Below are 16,026 nucleotides of genomic sequence, written 5' to 3'. Positions count from 1 at the left end.
AACATGATGTTTAGGATCCTACTGAGTATAGTAATTGCTTTTAGTATAGTAAGGTTCTTACGTTCCGCTTGGCCAGTCCGTTCACTCTCCTATGTAGAAGCCCGTGACGTTCGCGAATTAGCAGATCAATCACTGGACATGAAAATGCTCGATGTTAGAGATGCCGTAGATTATGAGAAGGATAGTATCCGTGGCTCGATAAATATATCGATCGGGCGGTTAGCCTATGTCTGGCAACATTGTCTATCTACTGACGATTCGGTTCTAATCCTTGCTGATAGTTACTATAAAAGAAACAAAGCTGCGAGAATTCTGTATAAACAGGGCTTTCGAAAGTTATATGCGGTAAATGGTGATTTTTTAGGAAGTAAAAGAACACTCTCCGACATTTCGGTGAAAGGTTGTTGTGAAGGATAATGGATTTAAGCTCATTAATGTCCCGTCTCGGATTTGGTAAAAGCGCAAGTGTAAGTGTAAGAACGTTGAAGGTGTCAGAGTTTCGGAGCGAAATGGAGCAATCCAAAAATAGGCTGCTGATCGATGTCCGCGAACCGGATGAATACAAGAGTGGATTTATTCCGGGGGCGAAAAACATCCCGCTGTCTCAGTTGGAAAAGCGGCTCGGTGAAATCCCTAAGGATCGGGATGTATTGCTCTACTGCCGCAGCGGTATGCGAAGCAAAAGTGCAGCGCGGATTCTGAGTAAGCAGGGGTATACTCGGCTTGCACATCTGCAGGGCGGGGTAAGTAGCTGGGATGGGAAGTTGAGTCGACGGTAACTGAACTAATTCCTCTGAACAAACTCTAATAGAGCTAACTCCAAATGAGCTTACTAAAGCTGGCTTTGCTTTAACGCAACGTACTTAAACCAACTAGCTTTTTTGATCGATAAGTTAAATTTTGCTGGATCTACCATTGAATGTAGAGTGTTTATTGACAGCATCAGAAAGCGAACACTATACTTTTGAGTAATAGGACGAAGCACGTCCCGTACCCATATTGGGTGCGGGATTTTTTTATGCCAAGAAGGAGGGTGACGTATGGGATTTACGGAGGAGCATCGTAAGTGGGTAGAGGATCATATTAGTAGAAGAACGGGAGAACGGCGGGGGAGATTGGAGCGTGGACATGGCCATGGTGAGGGGATGTTTTTGGAGAAGGTATGGTGGCCTATGATGGGGCATTTCAATGACCTTCATCCTGAATATGAAGTGTTGGATTGGCGTAGTAAGCCCTACTTTGTTGATTTTGTGTGGAAGCCTGGCCAGGTTAAGTTTGCGTTTGAAGTTAAAGGCTACGGCCCACATGTGCAAAATACAGACCGAACACGCTACAGGCAGGAGCTGAATCGAGAGACTTATCTGCAAATCGCGGGTTATCGGGTCGTGGCGATTCCTTATGATGATCTGGATGCGAATCCTGAACTTACGATTACTTTGTTAAGACCATTGCTGATGCCTTACCTCGCTGTGAAGATGGAGGAGCAGGGGGAGTTTTGCCGACTGGAGCGTGATATTTTGCGGATTGCGGTTCGCACGAATGGGTGCATTCGTCCGGTTGATTTGGTGAGGGAGCTTGGGATTGATCTTAGGACGGCTAGGAAGTATATGAAGTCTCTCTCTGAAAAAGGAAGGTTCAATCCGGTAGTTTCCCAGGCAAGCGGTAGAGTTTGTCGTTATGAATATGTTCATTCTTTTAGTGATTTTCATATGTGGTGAATGAACGGTATAAATCCCGTAGAATGGTACCGTGGGGCGGAAAACGAGCAAAAGAACGGTATAAATCCCGTAGAATGGGGTCGTGATGAGGAAAATGGGCAAAAGAACGGTATAAATCCCGTAGAATGGTGCCGTGAGACGGAAAACGAGCAAAAGAAAGGTATAAATCCCGTAGAATGGTGCCGTGAGACGGAAATTGAGCAAAAGAACGGTATAAATCCCGTAGAATGGTGTCGTGAGACGGAAAATGGGCAAAAGAACGGTATAAATCCCGTAGAATGGTGCCGTGAGACGGAAATTGAGCGAAAGAGGGGTAAAAATACCCCAGATCAGCCCTCTCCAATCCACCTCGTCCCGTTATCATCCGCATCTCACTTCACCAAGGGAGACGGGCGAGCGAAGCATACGATAAACCTCTAATTTTGACCTGATTTTCACTTAGATTGTTAAGGTGTTACTTATCGAGCTAATCTTCTATGATTATGTTGATAGACCAGATTTGTGTTAGACACAGACAACTACCTCGAGAACATATGAAACCGCTATCAACTTGAATCGAAGGAGCGATTATAATGGAAACAGTGACATCTAAATATCCATTTCAACAGATTGATTTACCCTTAAATGACCGAGTGCAGGATTTGATCTCCAGATTAACGCTTGATGAAAAAGTAAGCCTGATCCCCCAGTATCAAGCGGCCATAGAGCGTTTGGGCGTTGGAGCCTATAAGCATGGTACAGAAGCGGCGCACGGAATCTCCTGGCTTGGAAAAGCGACCTCTTTTCCTCAGCCAAGCGGACTGGCTTGTACTTGGAATCCAGAGCTAATGAAGGAAATCGGCTCGGCCATTGGAGATGAAGCAAGAGCATTTTACAAAAAGAATCCAACGGTGAATGGCCTGACGTTATGGGCACCAACGGTGGATATGGAGCGTGACCCACGATGGGGTAGAACGGAAGAAGCCTACGGTGAAGATCCAGAGTTAACTGGACAACTGAGCACATCACTTGTGCAAGGAATCCAAGGCGATCACCCGGTGTATTTGAAAGCGGTCGCAACGCTTAAACACTTCCTAGGGAACAACAACGAGATCGAACGCGGAAATTGTTCCGCCAGCATCGATCCGAGAAATATGCGTGAGTATTATCTGGAAGCATTCAAGCCTGCTTTTCAAGAAGGTGGCGCACAGTCTATGATGACCGCCTATAACTCGGTGAATGGCGTGCCTGTTATTCTTCATCCGGCAGTCATGGATGTTGTCAAAGGCGAATGGGACATGGACGGTTTTATCGTTAGTGATGCTGGTGATTTATTCGGGATTGTGAAGGATCATAAGTATTATGAATCTTTTGCACAGTCGATGGCGGAATCTATCAAAAACGGTATTGACAGCGTAACAGAAGAAACTGAAGAGACGATCAAGGTTCTTCATGAAGCACTAGACCAAGGCCTACTGGCAGAGGAAGATCTGGATCGTGCACTAACTAACACATTTAGAGTTCGTTTCCGTCTGGGAGAGTTTGATCCCGCTGAAGGTAATCCATACACAGCAATCGACGATTCCGTAATTCTTAGCAAAAAACATGCCGCACTTTCCTTGGAAGCTGCCAAACAATCCATTGTGCTGCTGAAGAATGATCAGGCAACATTGCCACTGAGCAAGACTGAATTAAACAAAGTGGCGATTATTGGTCCACTTGGCGATGAAGCTTTCAGAGACTGGTATTCCGGCACATTACCTTATGGAGTGACTCCACTGCAAGGTGTTAGTAAGAAACTGCCTGGTAAACAAGTTACTTTTGAGAGCGGCGCAGATCAGATTATTCTTACTTCAGCTGCAAACGGCCAAGCCATCGGAATCACGGGTGAGGACGGAAGACTGGCTGTACAACATGACATAGCAGAGCACGGAGAATTGTTCCAACATACCGCTTGGGGCTGGACTAGCAATACTCTGAAGGCGACAAGTCGTGGACAGTATGTAACTTTAAGCGAAGCGGAGACACTTACAGCATCTGCTGATGAAATCTACGGATGGTTTGTAAAAGAATCCTTGAACATCGTCCCGGAAGCTGAGGGTAAAGTCTCTTTGCGGACTTGGAATGACAAATTGATCTCTGTGAATGCTGAGGATGGCACGCTGCAGGTTGCTGATCAGGTCGCAAGTGCGGACGCTCGTCTTTTCAAAAAGAACATCGTTACAAACGGACTGGACGCTGCGGTAGAAGCTGCCAAAGCAGCTGAAGTAGCAGTGGTTTTTGTCGGTAATCATCCACTCCTTAACGGAAAAGAAGAAATCGACAGACCTGATATTGTACTTCCGGAGGAGCAGGAGCGCCTGGTCAAAGCAGTCTATGAAGCGAATCCAAATACAGTGGTAGTTATTGTCGGCAGTTATCCGATTTCTTCCACTTGGATTGACGAGAATATCCCGGCAGTATTGTATACATCCCACAGTGGACAAGAGCTTGGTAATGCGGTTGCAGAAGTGTTGTTCGGAGATTACAGTCCTTCTGGTAAGCTGAATATGACTTGGTTCCGTTCTGTGGAGCAGCTGCCTGAGCTGATGGATTATGATATTATCAAAGGTAAAAGAACCTATATGTACTTTGACGGTAAGCCATTGTATCCTTTTGGTCACGGCCTAAGTTATGCTGAAGTGAATTACAAGAATCTAAATTTGAGCACAAAGGAACTGCAGCAAGACGATACGCTTAACATTTCCGTTCAAGTGGATAATACTGGAGCAGCTGATGGGGACGAGGTTGTTCAGTTATATGTGCAAGCTTTGAATTCCCGGGTCAAACGTCCGATTAAACAGTTGAAGGGTTTTGGAAAAGTGAGCATCGCCGCAGGTCAATCGAATACTATAGAGTTTGCATTACCAGTTTCAGAGTTAGCATTCTGGGATGTTACACGCGAACAATATTGCGTCGAAAATGGAGAATACGCAATTCTGATCGGCCGTTCTTCTGCTGATATTAAATTATCTTCAGTAGTAACGGTGAAAGGGGACATCATTCCTTCCCGTAATTTATATAACAACACCAAAGCAGAGAACTATGATGACTACGAAGGCGTATATCTGGACGAATGCAAAGCAGGCGGGGCTTCGGTACATCCGGTAAAAGAGGGCGCTTGGATCGCTTTTAATGACGTATTGTTCGATCATGGAGCAGTAGCAATTGAAGCTCAGGTCTCCTCTGCAAAAGGTGGCAGCATTGAGATCAGAACCGGAAGCGCAGCTGGGAAACTGGTTGGAACCGTGACCGTCCCTTCTGGTGGAGTTCTGCAACAGTGGAGCACATTGAAAGGCGAAGTATCCGTGGAGACGGGTACTAGCGATGTTTATGTAGTTTTTAACGGTGAGGTGCTTCTCAGCCGGTTTCAATTTAATCAATAATAGAGATGACCTTTGATTATGGGATGGAGTGTGCTATATGGAGTGTTTGGGGTGTCGGATTGCTAACGGAATTGAGCCTAACGTAAAAGTAGTATATGAGAAAGAATTTATTACTTGTGTGCTAGATATCGCTCCGTTTAACGAAGGACATCTCCTGATCCTTCCTAAAAAGCATTATTGGGATCTCGAAGAAATCGATTCAGAGACTTCCTATGCGATAATGGACGCATCAAAGAAGCTGTCAATCGTCTTGAAGGATCTATTCAAACCAGATGGCATAAGCATATGCCAAAATGGAGGGAAGTTTAACGACCTGACCCATTACCATATGCACCTCATCCCTAGATACGAAGGAGACGGATTTGTTTTGAGTGAACCACTACACCCGCACGGTGCTGAGAATTTTTTAAGTCACACGCAAGCAAAGATTATTGGTGTTTTAAAAAAGTAATAAACATAAAAAGGGCATTCCTGAAGCAATATCAGGGATGCCCTTTTCCTTTTGTTATAGAGTAACGCTCTAATCACATCCGCCACCGCCACCAGCATCTCCGCCACCGAAATCTCCCCCGCTGCTGTGCCCGCTATCCCCGCCCCAGCTATGACCGTTGTCATGTCCAGAATGGTGATGGGAGTCGCTCCCGTGATGGTGTTGATGGTGATATTGGTGATTAGAATGATTCGGGTTATTTGGATCCAGCAGATCTGGATGGCTAGCTGCCATAAAAGACATGCGGGCGGTGTCATCTCGTCTATTTCTCTCAAATCTGTTACTGTTCGAGCTTGAACCATTACTAACTATGGACTGTATGATTATAAATACAACGACTCCAATAAACAGTATCCCAAAGACCATTAGATCGCCCTCCTAGTTGTTCATTATAAGCTGTATTCTCTTAAATTGTACCATAATATTGAATAAATGGATTGTGAAAAAGAATATAAGCGGCTAGCTGTTTTGAACAGAAACTTGGTTTCTTTGCAGTTCAATCCTTGAACATGAATTGTGCTGTCTATGTGTAGCGTTGTGTCGAGAGGGCAGTAGCTTTAAATCCAAGTAGAAAATATTGGTATTCTATAGTATGATCAAAATTGCTAGAATTACAAAAAAATACAAGGGGCGCCGCACATGAAAAAGGGGAAGAATTATTTCATTTTACTTTTATTATTTATTTTACTGATTAACTCACTGGGGGTTGGGGTTCCCACAGCCAGTGCAGATTCCTCAGCGGTGCCTTTAGAACTTTCGCTTCCGGCTAATTTGACAGACTGGGTAATGGATGAAGAAGCTGGCTATATTTATGCCATCTCCAGCGCGGAGAATAATCTTTATTTTATTCGGCTTAGTGATCTTAAGATTGAGAAGACGCTCAATGTGGGCTCGAACCCGTCTTATCTTGCAAGGGATGGGCAATCTCTGCAGATCGCGCTTTCCGGAGCGACGATGATCAAGACAGTAGACTTGTCCACTCAACAAATCTCGAACACGATAATCACAACTGGAATCCCCAACTCAGTCGCTGCTACTTCCAAATATCTTTTCTATGGTACTAGTAATGGGGTTTATAAATATGACAAGTCCAATCAGTCGAACAGTCTATTATTCCGAAACTTTTTATATAACGGTGTGGCTCTGGCAGTTGATGAGTCCTCCAATATGCTGTTTGTCGGTGAAATATCCTCGTATGCCGGAATAACGGCTGTAGATATTAAGACCGGTGCCGTGCTGAGCCAGGATATTGACGACGATATGGAGATTGGAGGAAATTCCATATCGCTTCAGCATATTTTTGTGGATGATCAATCCGTATATTTTGGTGGGCATCAGTTCAATAAAAGGAATTTGATAGAGACCACGGGTACCTACTCGAGAACGAATGGCGATTACACCTATCTCGAAGCTGTTATATTGGATGTATCAGATACATATGTTCTTACTACGCAAGGGGTATACGATAAGGAGACCTATACTCCATTGGCGTTATTCCCTTCCGACAAAAGATTTGCTTTGCTCGACTCGAACGGTCAAGCTTATCTGGCAGGTGAATCGAACTGGTTCGATAATGCCAAAAGTATTACCCGAATTGGACTTACCATCCCGTCTAGACCCACTTCGCTGTTAACGACAGATGCTTATTCCATTCGAAGCAATCAAGCGATTACGGATTGGACTACTACGGATAATTCTCCTTATATCTATGCTATTATGGCAAGCACTAATGAGCTTGTCACTATCAGTAAGGCAGATATGAGAGATGTAAAGAAGATGTTCATTGGTTCCAACCCGAGTAAGATCAAAATACTTAATAATAAGCTCTATATCCTCTTTAAAGGTGAAAACAATATCAATATTATGGATCTGCAAAATGGTATTCCATCAGATGCTGCTGTCAGTAAAATTACCACTAAGCACTATCCGCTTGATGTCTATCCTGATAACAATAATCGAATTTTATATTACGGCGGGACATTTGGAGGCGGTATCAGCGTAACCTCGGCAGTCTATACCTCGGTTACAGATACGGTATATGAAAAGGAAACTGGGATCAATCGCTCCAGCACCTATTTGCTTCTCCCGGATCAACATATTTTGTATGGTGGAGATACCTTCTCCCTCTATAAATACAACTCTGATAATTTTGATGTGATAGAGAGAAAAGACGTACAAAGTGGTTCTTATGATGCAAAGCTCTTTCTCGATGAAGGTAGTCTGTACTTTGGGAACCGTAGAATGGATGCGAATCAAACGTCTACCCTGTACGGGACCTATGCGGAGCAAATTATCTACGCGCGCGGCAGCCTCGTATTCAGTAACAGCGCCGTCTACGACAGAGACAGCTTTACCAAACTGTATGATTTGTTAATGTTCAACCAGCACACATATGTTGATGCGGATCATACTATTTTTGTATCCGATGCAGGTAGGTTATATAAATTCAATAACCTTCAAGAGATGCAGGCGATAATGAATGAGGGGCGTCAGCCTTCTAATGCCATCTTCGTGGACGAAAACTTGACACTTGGCGCGATTGACGGTTATTTATCTTTTGAACCTCCTGCTAACCAAGATGGTATTACGAATTATACCGCCTATTATCTTGATCAGAATGGAAATAAACTTAAGCAGATTGGTATCTATAAGAAGACAGAATTATCGACAGATTCACTCCTTGTTTATGAAATATCCCATTCGACTCTGCCCGCAGGAGCGGTAAGTATTGGGGTATACCCGGTTGTTCGTTTTGTAGATTATGGAAGTGAAAGAACACTTGATGTTCATACAACGGCTCCAATCTATGATGCGCCGAGTTATCTGCCTGTGGACTTTTCAGTCACAGATACGAATCCGGACATCAATAAATTTTCGGGTACAGTGACATGGAAATCTGGAATCGCTGAATTACCAGGTGTCCGCTATTCCTTATTCTTTATCAATGAAGAAGGTGAGCTTGGAGATGCCATCGCAGTAGTAAATGGTGGGCAAAAGAGTTACTCCCTTACTATTTCTGAAAGAAATGTGCCGGTGGAAGCTTTAGCAATCGGCATTTTCATGGAAAATGATGATTTCATATCACCATTCTATAGCAGATCAATTCTTGAAGATAAAGTCACACCAGATATCTTGGTATCGTCCATTACTATACACAAATACCAGGTGCAAGCGGATAACATCGTTGTGAATAACCTGGTCGCCGGAGATATCGTTCGTGTTTACAATGAGCGACTAACCCGTTTACTTGGTTACGGGATCGTTGATCCAAACAAAACCGCAATTACGATTACTATAAGTAACGTTGGAAATCCGGGGGAGAAACTCCTTATAACCCGGCAATCAGCCAAGAAAATTGAAAGTATGGGGACTTTAGTCGTTGTACCTCCTATTACAAATGATAGCGGCGGCAATGGAACCGGCGGCGGTGGTACTGACGGCGGTGGAAATGGTGGTGGTGGAAATGGTGGTGGTGGAACTGGCGGCGGTGGAGCTGGTGGTGGCGGAGGAACTGGTGGCGGTGGCAGCACGGGTGCTGTCCCTACTGACAGTGCCAAGGTAGTAACCACAATCAAAGAAAACACAGATGGAACCAAGTCATCTATGACAGAAGTGGCAACAGCGTTTATTTCAAAGACAATAAATGATCCTGAATTCAAGAAAAATCCAGTAATCATTATCAAGGCTGATGAAAAAACGCCAACTCAAAGCAGTCAATTTCAGATAGATTTAAGTTTATTAACAAGTATTAATAATAACTCTAAGGATGCTGTACTTATTCTGGAATCATCATCGGGCAAGATTCAGCTCCCTGTAAATTCCTTGTTCTTGGCAGTTTCCGGGAACAGTGGTTCGGGGCAGAGTGTTATCATTACGATTGCGCAAGCAGCAAGTGACTACAAGGCCAAATTGACTACTCAACTGAGTGGCTCTGCCAGTGTTACGCTGGGAGGACCTGTGGAGTATGAAGTTAAATTGATTGGAAGTGGTCAGGATCGTATTCTTTCCAATTTCTCAAGTTATGTCGGTCATGTGATGAATTTTAACGTAGCCCAAGATGCTAACGCTGTTTATACTGGCCTGACCTATGATTCGGTCACACGGACTTACGTTCCGGTTCCGACCATCTGGGAATGGAAGGATGGAGTTTTGCAGGTCACAATGAAACGTAAAGGGAACTCTGTATATACTGTAGTTCAAAACCATACACAATTTAATGATCTGAATAACAGCAATCCGTTTAAAAACAGTATCTTAGCCTTAGCGAACCGAAGCGTGATCAATGGCTATTCTGATGGAAGTTTTAAGGCGGAATCTGTTGTCACGCGTGCTGAGTTTGCCACCATGCTAAATCGTGCTTTAGGTATTTTACCGAAGCTGGAGGCTTCTAGAAGTTTTAAGGATGTTAAGGAAGGTGCTTGGTATGTATCTCAGGTCAATGCTGCCATCGATGCTGGTCTGATAAACGGTTTTACAGATGGAACATTCCGCCCGAATCAAGAAATTACGCATCAAGAGATGATTGTTATGCTTGTCAACGCCTTGAAATATGGCGAAATGAACACAACTGTTAATAAAACCTCTTCGACAGCACTTCCTATTAAGTTGCCGGATTGGGTAAAACCTTATTATGTTATTGCTTTGGATAATGGAATTCTGCCGACGGACGGTCCGTTCCAATTCCAGTTGGGTAAAAAAACTGAGCGCCAAGAGAGTGCAATGCTATTGTTCCAATTGATGAAGATCCTTAAACTTACAAACGCTTAGTAAGATGCAGGGGGATTGTGGATCGACTGGTTCACGCCTATTTCAGAATTGTTGTCAAACTTTTATTTAGAAAAGGTTGATTTTATCACCCCGATTTGCTACCATACGATGTAACTTAATAGTTATTGTTTTCTAGGGTTCCGCAGTTGGTGCACAGCTGGTCTGGTCCGAGGGAAAACGCACGAACAGCATCGTTCGTGTCTACACGGAGGGATAAAAGCCCGGGAGGTATCGTTATAAATGACGATGACCTTCCGGGCTTATTTGTTTGTTTCGTGGGCAATTATAAAGTTAGTGAATTGAAGGAGGGTTTGGAATGAAGAACAATTCAGAGTGGTTAAAGGTAGTTGGTGCAGCTGTTTTCGAGGTCATGTGGGTCATCGGCTTAAAACATGCCTCCACGATGTGGGAGTGGCTGATAACTGTGGTAGCTATAATAATAAGCTTCTATGTGATGATTTCAGCGAGTACCAAATTGCCGGTCGGCACGGTATATTCCGTGTTTGTTGGTCTAGGAACTGCAGGGACAGTAGTAGCAGACATGGTTTTATTCGGAGAACCGTTCAAGTTGATGAAGCTGGTTCTAGTGGTTATTTTGCTGGCAGGCGTTATAGGATTGAAAATGGTGACCAAAGAAGCCGAAGTAAAGGGGGAGTCTTAAATGGCATGGGTATTTCTGGTCGTTGCTGGTTTATTTGAAATGTTTGGAGTAGCTATGATTAATAGGTTGAATAAACACCGGAATTTCCTGTCGTTCGCGCTGCTCTTTCTTGGTTTTGGAGCAAGCTTTCTGTTTCTGTCTTTAGCTATGAAGAGTCTGCCGATGGGAACAGCTTATGCGGTATGGACGGGGATCGGCGCATCCGGCGGAGCGATTCTGGGGATGATATTGTATGGAGAGGCCAAAGACTGGCGCCGGATCGTCTGTATTATTATGATTCTGGGGGCCGCTGTGGGACTAAAGCTGATAGCTTAGTTAGGTATTCATTCTTTACTTTTTCTCTTCAAAAGAGAGATTAGTTATAAATTGGACACGATTCAGATGTTTAGAAAGGTTCTTATAGGTCGTATAAAGTAAGTATACAATACTTCAATAAGGGGATTTTTAATATGACTAAGGATTCAATCGAACATTTGGCTGAAATCGCAAGAATGAACCAATCTAACCGCATGCTGCTTCCAGATGGAACGTCACTTCCCAGAATTGGGCAGGGAACTTGGAATATGGGTGACGACAATGCCCGTAGGGAGGAAGAGATTGCTGCCCTGCGATTAGGCGTGGAGCTAGGCATGGATTTAATAGATACGGCTGAGATGTATGGGGACGGACGTTCGGAGCTTTTAGTAGGTGAGGCCATCCAAGGCATTCGGGATCAAGTTTACCTGGTGTCAAAAGTCTATCCACATAATGCCGGGAATGAGCAACTTATCCGCAGCTGTGAAGAAAGCTTGAAACGCTTGAATACGGATCATCTGGATCTTTATTTGCTGCATTGGCGGGGAGATATTCCACTAGAAGAGACTGTTGTCGGTATGGAGAAACTAGTCTCACAAGGAAAAATAGCAAGATGGGGTGTATCCAATTTCGATGTCGACGATATGAAAGAACTGCTTGGTATTGCTGGAGGAACTCATTGTGCAACCAATCAGATTCTATATCATTTAGGGTCCAGAGGAATTGAAACTGAACTGCTGCCATGGCAGAGAAGTCACAAGATCCCGGTAATGGCTTACTCACCGCTTGCTCAAGCTGGTTCACTCCGAAAAGGAGTAATCGAGAGTGAAGTCGTTCAGGAAATCGCCAGTGCACATCAGGCAACACCGCTTCAGATTATGTTAGCTTGGACGATGCGTGAAGAGGATGTTATTTCTATCCCAAAAGCTTCTTCTCGTAAGCACGTCATTGAGAATGCTGCTGCAGGCTTAATTACGCTAAGTAACGATGAAATTTGGAAGCTGGACGAAGCTTTCCCAATACCTTCTTGGAAAGTACCGCTAGATATGATTTAAATTAGTTCTATTCACATAAAGAGAAGCCCTCAATCACTGTAAAAGTGTTTGAGGGCTTCTTCTGTCATTCCTTGTGCGATTAGCTGTTCTCAATAATTGTCTGTAGTGTAGTCCGGTCAAGGCCTTCTACCAGCTTGATCAGAAGCTCTTTAGCAGCATCGTAGTCATCACTGTGAATCACTGATGAAGCGGTGTGTATGTAGCGGGAGCATATTCCGATTACTGCGGAAGGAACGCCAATTCCACTAACATGAACCTGACCTGCATCTGTTCCGCCTTGGGATACAAAATACTGATATTTGATCCGGTGGGTATCCGCTGTGTCTTGTACATATTCAATCAGACCGCGATGTGTAACCATCGTAGGATCAAAAATACGCAAGAGAGCTCCTTTGCCCAGATGGCCAAATGCCTGACTGTCACCAGTCATATCGGCAGCAGCGCTCGCGTCCAGACCGAAGAAGATGTCTGGTGACAGGAGATTAGCCGCAGTACGCGCACCCCGAAGACCTACTTCCTCTTGTACAGTGGCACCAGCGAAAACGGTATTCGGCAGCTTTTTACCGTGCAATGCTTTAACTAGTTCAATGGCGAGACCTACGCCGTAACGGTTGTCCCAAGCTTTCGCCAAGATTTTTTTGGGATTAGCAAGGGGAGTAAAAGGACAAATCGGCAGAACTTGTTGGCCTGGTCTAACGCCAAAGCTTTCTGCTTCTTCACGGCTGTCTGCACCGATATCAATATACATTTTGCTGATTTCACCAGTCTTACCACGTTCTTCGTTGCTTAGCAAATGGATAGGCGTACTGCCAACAACTCCGGTCAGCGTTCCTTTAGGTGTAATGATATGTAGGCGCTGCGATGCAACAGCAGAGGCAAGCCAGCCGCCAAGTGGTTGAAAACGGATCATACCGGTGTTAGTAATTCCAGTTACCATGAAACCTACTTCGTCAAAATGCCCAGCGACCATAATCTTTGGCCCGTTCTCTTCGCCGCGCAGTACGCCGAACAAACTACCGAGACGATCCTGTACGAACTCTTCAGTATAAGGAGTCATAGCATCCTTGACGTAAGCGCGGAGTTCGCGCTCAAATCCTGGGGCTGAGGGAAATTCGGTAAGTGTTTTGAACATGTCCAATGTTTCTTGATTCATATGAATTCACTCCTTTATTAAAATATAAGAACTCATTTATACATCATTCTTATATTTCTACGAGAAACGGATGTTATCCATAATGGACCACATCGTTATTTCTTCCTGCAACCTAGTATGAACATTCTGAGCTCACTTGTCCATGACAAGAGACAATGAACACCGGGCACGAGCTCCACGAATACTATGCATTAGAGGCTTTGGTGGCAGGAGCCTTAGAAAGGATGCGAAGATGAATGAGGGTAGCGGGTAGCGTACCCCCAAGAAGGGTGCAGGGAGGATTATCAAGTAGGAGCCTACAAGGAAACGGAACGCGCAGACGATACTGGCGCCACAATCCAAGGGAAAGAGAAGCAGTACTTATTTTTGTGCTCTTTTTATTGCTGATTGTTGTGTTACTGTATTTTTCCTGAACTGGAGGGACATAACGAAGCGGAGGATGGCAAACAATAAGGAAAACTTCTAAGCGAAGAATAACTTAAGGGGCTTAAAAGTGAGTACTATGATGCTTGTCAGCCCCCTTCGCCTAACTTTCAGGAGGTGCCTCAATGCCGGCGAAAACTAAGAAATCGGGTGTCAAGCTGAAGCTTGACACCCTGACTCCACAAGATTATGAGAAATTGTCCAAGCCTTTTGTTCCTGCTAGGCCCGTATTCAAAAACTGCATACGAGCGTTTATTGCTGGCGGCATAATCTGCGTTATTGGACAAGGGATTCAGGAGGCTTTTATGGCAATCTTCGATATGACCTCCAAAGAAGCTGCCAGTCCCACAGTCGCGGTGATGATCCTACTCTCTGTAATTCTGACCAGCTTTGGCGTATACGACAAAATGGCGCAATGGGCTGGTGCAGGAACCGCAGTTCCAGTGACCGGGTTCGCAAACAGTATGTGCTCTGCAGCTCTGGAGCATCGCGCTGAGGGTCTTGTACTTGGTGTAGGCGGCAATATGTTTAAGCTTGCGGGTTCGGTCATCGTATTTGGTGCCGTCGCTGCTTTCATAATTGGTATCGTCTATATCTTTTTGGGCACAGGAGGTGCACACCATACATGAAACAGCTTGGTAGTCAGACATGGGAGTTCACGAACCGCCCCGTTATTTTAGGTTCTTCCGCAGTAGTTGGACCGGAGGAGGGAGAAGGTCCTTTAGCTTCAGATTTTGATTTTATATTTGATACGCTGGAAATGGATGAGAAGACATGGGAGAAGGCCGAGCGCGCTCTGTTCGAGAAGGCTTCCCATCTGGCTCTGATTAATGCGAATATCGATAAACAAAAGCTGGAGTTTTTTGTCGGCGGAGATTTGATGAACCAGATTATCAGCAGCTCTTTCGCGGCAAGAAAATTAGGGGTGCCTTATCTCGGAGTCTTTGGTGCTTGCTCTACTTCTATGGAGAGCCTTGCGATTGCCTCAATGATCGTTGATTCTGGAGGCGGTAAGTATGCGCTAGCGGGAACATCAAGTCATAACTGTACGGTGGAGAAGCAGTTTCGTTATCCAACGGAATATGGTTCGCAGAAACCCCCAACGGCGCAATATACAGTTACAGGTTCGGGTTGTGCTGTAGTGGGTCAGAATGACGGTTCGGGTAACTATCCAGTCGTGGTGTCTGCCACGCTTGGACGTATTATGGATCTTGGTTTGACAGATCCTTTTAATATGGGGACGGCTATGGCACCCGCGGCCGCGGATACAATCACTGCGCATTTTCGGGATACAGGTCTATCGCCCGGGCACTATGATTTAATTGTTACCGGCGACCTGGCATCCGTAGGGTTACCTATAGCCAAGACCCTATTGGCTAAAGAAGGAATTCCTATGGAGCAAACAACCTTTGACGATTGTGGTTTGCTTATCTACGACTTGGAGAAACAGAAATATGTGATCGCTGGAGGAAGCGGCTGCGGGTGCTCAGCGGTTGTAACCTATGGTCATATCCTTAAGCGGTTAAAAAAAGGTGAACTTAAACGGGTTCTTATAGTGGCAACGGGCGCACTTTTATCACCTTTGTCTTATCAGCAGGGAGAGAGTATTCCATGTGTTGCTCATGCCGTAGCCATAGAGAGCGGAGGTGAAGCATAATGATGATTTACTTATGGGCTTTTCTGATTGGAGGAGCCATTTGCGTTATAGGACAGCTGATGTTCGATGTATTGAAGCTGACACCTGCACATACGATGAGTACCTTAGTTGTAGCCGGAGCGATTGCTGATGCTTTTGGTATCTACGACCCACTTGTGAAATTTGCGGGTGCTGGGGCAACTATTCCGATCACAAGCTTTGGGAACTCCTTGGTTCATGGGGCATTAACGGAGCTGGAGCGGGATGGCTGGATCGGTGTAGTTACGGGTATCTTTGATATTACAAGTGCGGGCATCTCGTCAGCTATTGTGTTCTCCTTTTTGGCAGCTTTAGTTGTACGGCCGAAGGGGTAAAGTCGATGCTACATGAAAAGGTTGTCGTCAGAAAAAGACGGCATCCTTTTT

General features: G+C 44.7%; 15 protein-coding genes and 1 riboswitch. Of the genes, 13 read left to right on the top strand and 2 right to left on the bottom strand.

Going from position 1 to position 16,026, the window contains the following annotated elements:
- Positions 1-3 precede the first annotated feature (3 nt).
- The 6 genes from ACFWMP_RS07360 to ACFWMP_RS07335 all read left to right on the top strand — a co-directional run bounded on the left by ACFWMP_RS07360 (position 4) and on the right by ACFWMP_RS07335 (position 5,573).
- A complete protein-coding gene (locus ACFWMP_RS07360; RefSeq protein WP_197071272.1) occupies positions 4-417 on the top strand; it encodes a rhodanese-like domain-containing protein in 414 nt (137 codons plus the stop codon).
- A gap of 17 nt (positions 418-434) precedes the next feature.
- A complete protein-coding gene (locus ACFWMP_RS07355; RefSeq protein ID WP_379422783.1) occupies positions 435-779 on the top strand; it encodes a rhodanese-like domain-containing protein in 345 nt (114 codons plus the stop codon).
- Between the two features lie 261 nt (positions 780-1,040).
- The gene (locus tag ACFWMP_RS07350) at positions 1,041-1,718 is read left to right on the top strand and encodes a winged helix-turn-helix domain-containing protein (RefSeq protein WP_379422781.1); all 678 of its coding nucleotides are present in this window, start codon (positions 1,041-1,043) and stop codon (positions 1,716-1,718) included.
- Positions 1,719-2,138: a hypothetical protein gene (locus tag ACFWMP_RS07345; RefSeq protein ID WP_379422779.1), complete on the top strand. Its 420-nt coding sequence runs from the start codon at positions 1,719-1,721 to the stop codon at positions 2,136-2,138.
- 152 nt (positions 2,139-2,290) lie between these two features.
- Positions 2,291-5,122, top strand: coding sequence for a glycoside hydrolase family 3 protein (locus tag ACFWMP_RS07340; RefSeq protein WP_379422777.1), 2,832 nt, complete (start codon positions 2,291-2,293; stop codon positions 5,120-5,122).
- A gap of 37 nt (positions 5,123-5,159) precedes the next feature.
- Positions 5,160-5,573: an HIT family protein gene (locus ACFWMP_RS07335; protein ID WP_379422775.1), complete on the top strand. Its 414-nt coding sequence runs from the start codon at positions 5,160-5,162 to the stop codon at positions 5,571-5,573.
- A gap of 69 nt (positions 5,574-5,642) precedes the next feature.
- On the opposite strand, the gene ACFWMP_RS07330 is transcribed toward ACFWMP_RS07335, so the two are convergent.
- A complete protein-coding gene (locus ACFWMP_RS07330; protein WP_379422773.1) occupies positions 5,643-5,978 on the bottom strand; it encodes a hypothetical protein in 336 nt (111 codons plus the stop codon).
- A gap of 273 nt (positions 5,979-6,251) precedes the next feature.
- Here ACFWMP_RS07330 and ACFWMP_RS07325 point away from each other — a divergent pair, with 273 nt between their 5' ends.
- From ACFWMP_RS07325 to ACFWMP_RS07310, 4 genes are all read left to right on the top strand, one after another.
- Positions 6,252-10,379, top strand: coding sequence for an S-layer homology domain-containing protein (locus ACFWMP_RS07325; protein WP_379422771.1), 4,128 nt, complete (start codon positions 6,252-6,254; stop codon positions 10,377-10,379).
- A 121-nt stretch (positions 10,380-10,500) separates the two neighbouring features.
- Positions 10,501-10,609, top strand: a riboswitch (guanidine-I (ykkC/yxkD leader).
- 86 nt (positions 10,610-10,695) lie between these two features.
- Positions 10,696-11,040, top strand: a complete 345-nt coding sequence (locus ACFWMP_RS07320; protein ID WP_042125357.1) for a DMT family transporter — start codon at positions 10,696-10,698, stop codon at positions 11,038-11,040.
- A complete protein-coding gene (locus tag ACFWMP_RS07315) occupies positions 11,041-11,355 on the top strand; it encodes a DMT family transporter (RefSeq protein WP_042125359.1) in 315 nt (104 codons plus the stop codon). It begins immediately after the preceding gene.
- A gap of 134 nt (positions 11,356-11,489) precedes the next feature.
- Positions 11,490-12,389, top strand: a complete 900-nt coding sequence (locus ACFWMP_RS07310) for an aldo/keto reductase (protein WP_379422768.1) — start codon at positions 11,490-11,492, stop codon at positions 12,387-12,389.
- A 79-nt stretch (positions 12,390-12,468) separates the two neighbouring features.
- On the opposite strand, the gene ACFWMP_RS07305 is transcribed toward ACFWMP_RS07310, so the two are convergent.
- On the bottom strand, positions 12,469-13,542 hold the full coding sequence (locus tag ACFWMP_RS07305; protein ID WP_042185952.1) for a M42 family metallopeptidase: 1,074 nt from the start codon (positions 13,540-13,542) through the stop codon (positions 12,469-12,471).
- Between the two features lie 548 nt (positions 13,543-14,090).
- On the opposite strand from ACFWMP_RS07305, the gene spoVAC reads away from it, so the two are divergent.
- The 3 genes from spoVAC to spoVAE are packed head-to-tail and all read left to right on the top strand — an operon-like array spanning position 14,091 to position 15,975.
- A complete protein-coding gene (gene spoVAC, locus ACFWMP_RS07300) occupies positions 14,091-14,594 on the top strand; it encodes a stage V sporulation protein AC (RefSeq protein WP_042185955.1) in 504 nt (167 codons plus the stop codon).
- Entirely contained in the window at positions 14,591-15,622 is a 1,032-nt protein-coding gene (spoVAD, locus tag ACFWMP_RS07295) for a stage V sporulation protein AD (protein WP_339269651.1), read from the top strand. Before spoVAC ends, spoVAD begins: the two co-directional genes overlap by 4 nt.
- Before the next feature lie 2 nt (positions 15,623-15,624).
- On the top strand, positions 15,625-15,975 hold the full coding sequence (gene spoVAE, locus ACFWMP_RS07290) for a stage V sporulation protein AE (RefSeq protein WP_036675923.1): 351 nt from the start codon (positions 15,625-15,627) through the stop codon (positions 15,973-15,975).
- Positions 15,976-16,026: the final 51 nt, after the last annotated feature.

The sequence above is a fragment of the Paenibacillus sp. NPDC058367 genome (assembly GCF_042723305.1).
In the GTDB taxonomy this organism is placed as follows: Bacteria; Bacillota; Bacilli; order Paenibacillales; family Paenibacillaceae; genus Paenibacillus_AQ.
Note: the sequence above shows the minus strand (reverse complement) of the source record. Positions and strands in the feature narration are given on the sequence as shown.

Bases quoted from the DNA above. Each gene is read 5' to 3' on its own strand.
- ACFWMP_RS07360 (WP_197071272.1), top strand. From the start codon at position 4: ATGATGTTTAGGATCCTACTGAGTATAGTAATTGCTTTTAGTATAGTA.
- ACFWMP_RS07355 (WP_379422783.1), top strand. From the start codon at position 435: ATGTCCCGTCTCGGATTTGGTAAAAGCGCAAGTGTAAGTGTAAGAACG.
- ACFWMP_RS07350 (WP_379422781.1), top strand. From the start codon at position 1,041: ATGGGATTTACGGAGGAGCATCGTAAGTGGGTAGAGGATCATATTAGT.
- ACFWMP_RS07345 (WP_379422779.1), top strand. From the start codon at position 1,719: ATGAACGGTATAAATCCCGTAGAATGGTACCGTGGGGCGGAAAACGAG.
- ACFWMP_RS07340 (WP_379422777.1), top strand. From the start codon at position 2,291: ATGGAAACAGTGACATCTAAATATCCATTTCAACAGATTGATTTACCC.
- ACFWMP_RS07335 (WP_379422775.1), top strand. From the start codon at position 5,160: ATGGAGTGTTTGGGGTGTCGGATTGCTAACGGAATTGAGCCTAACGTA.
- ACFWMP_RS07330 (WP_379422773.1), bottom strand. From the start codon at position 5,978: ATGGTCTTTGGGATACTGTTTATTGGAGTCGTTGTATTTATAATCATA.
- ACFWMP_RS07325 (WP_379422771.1), top strand. From the start codon at position 6,252: ATGAAAAAGGGGAAGAATTATTTCATTTTACTTTTATTATTTATTTTA.
- ACFWMP_RS07320 (WP_042125357.1), top strand. From the start codon at position 10,696: ATGAAGAACAATTCAGAGTGGTTAAAGGTAGTTGGTGCAGCTGTTTTC.
- ACFWMP_RS07315 (WP_042125359.1), top strand. From the start codon at position 11,041: ATGGCATGGGTATTTCTGGTCGTTGCTGGTTTATTTGAAATGTTTGGA.
- ACFWMP_RS07310 (WP_379422768.1), top strand. From the start codon at position 11,490: ATGACTAAGGATTCAATCGAACATTTGGCTGAAATCGCAAGAATGAAC.
- ACFWMP_RS07305 (WP_042185952.1), bottom strand. From the start codon at position 13,542: ATGAATCAAGAAACATTGGACATGTTCAAAACACTTACCGAATTTCCC.
- spoVAC (WP_042185955.1), top strand. From the start codon at position 14,091: ATGCCGGCGAAAACTAAGAAATCGGGTGTCAAGCTGAAGCTTGACACC.
- spoVAD (WP_339269651.1), top strand. From the start codon at position 14,591: ATGAAACAGCTTGGTAGTCAGACATGGGAGTTCACGAACCGCCCCGTT.
- spoVAE (WP_036675923.1), top strand. From the start codon at position 15,625: ATGATTTACTTATGGGCTTTTCTGATTGGAGGAGCCATTTGCGTTATA.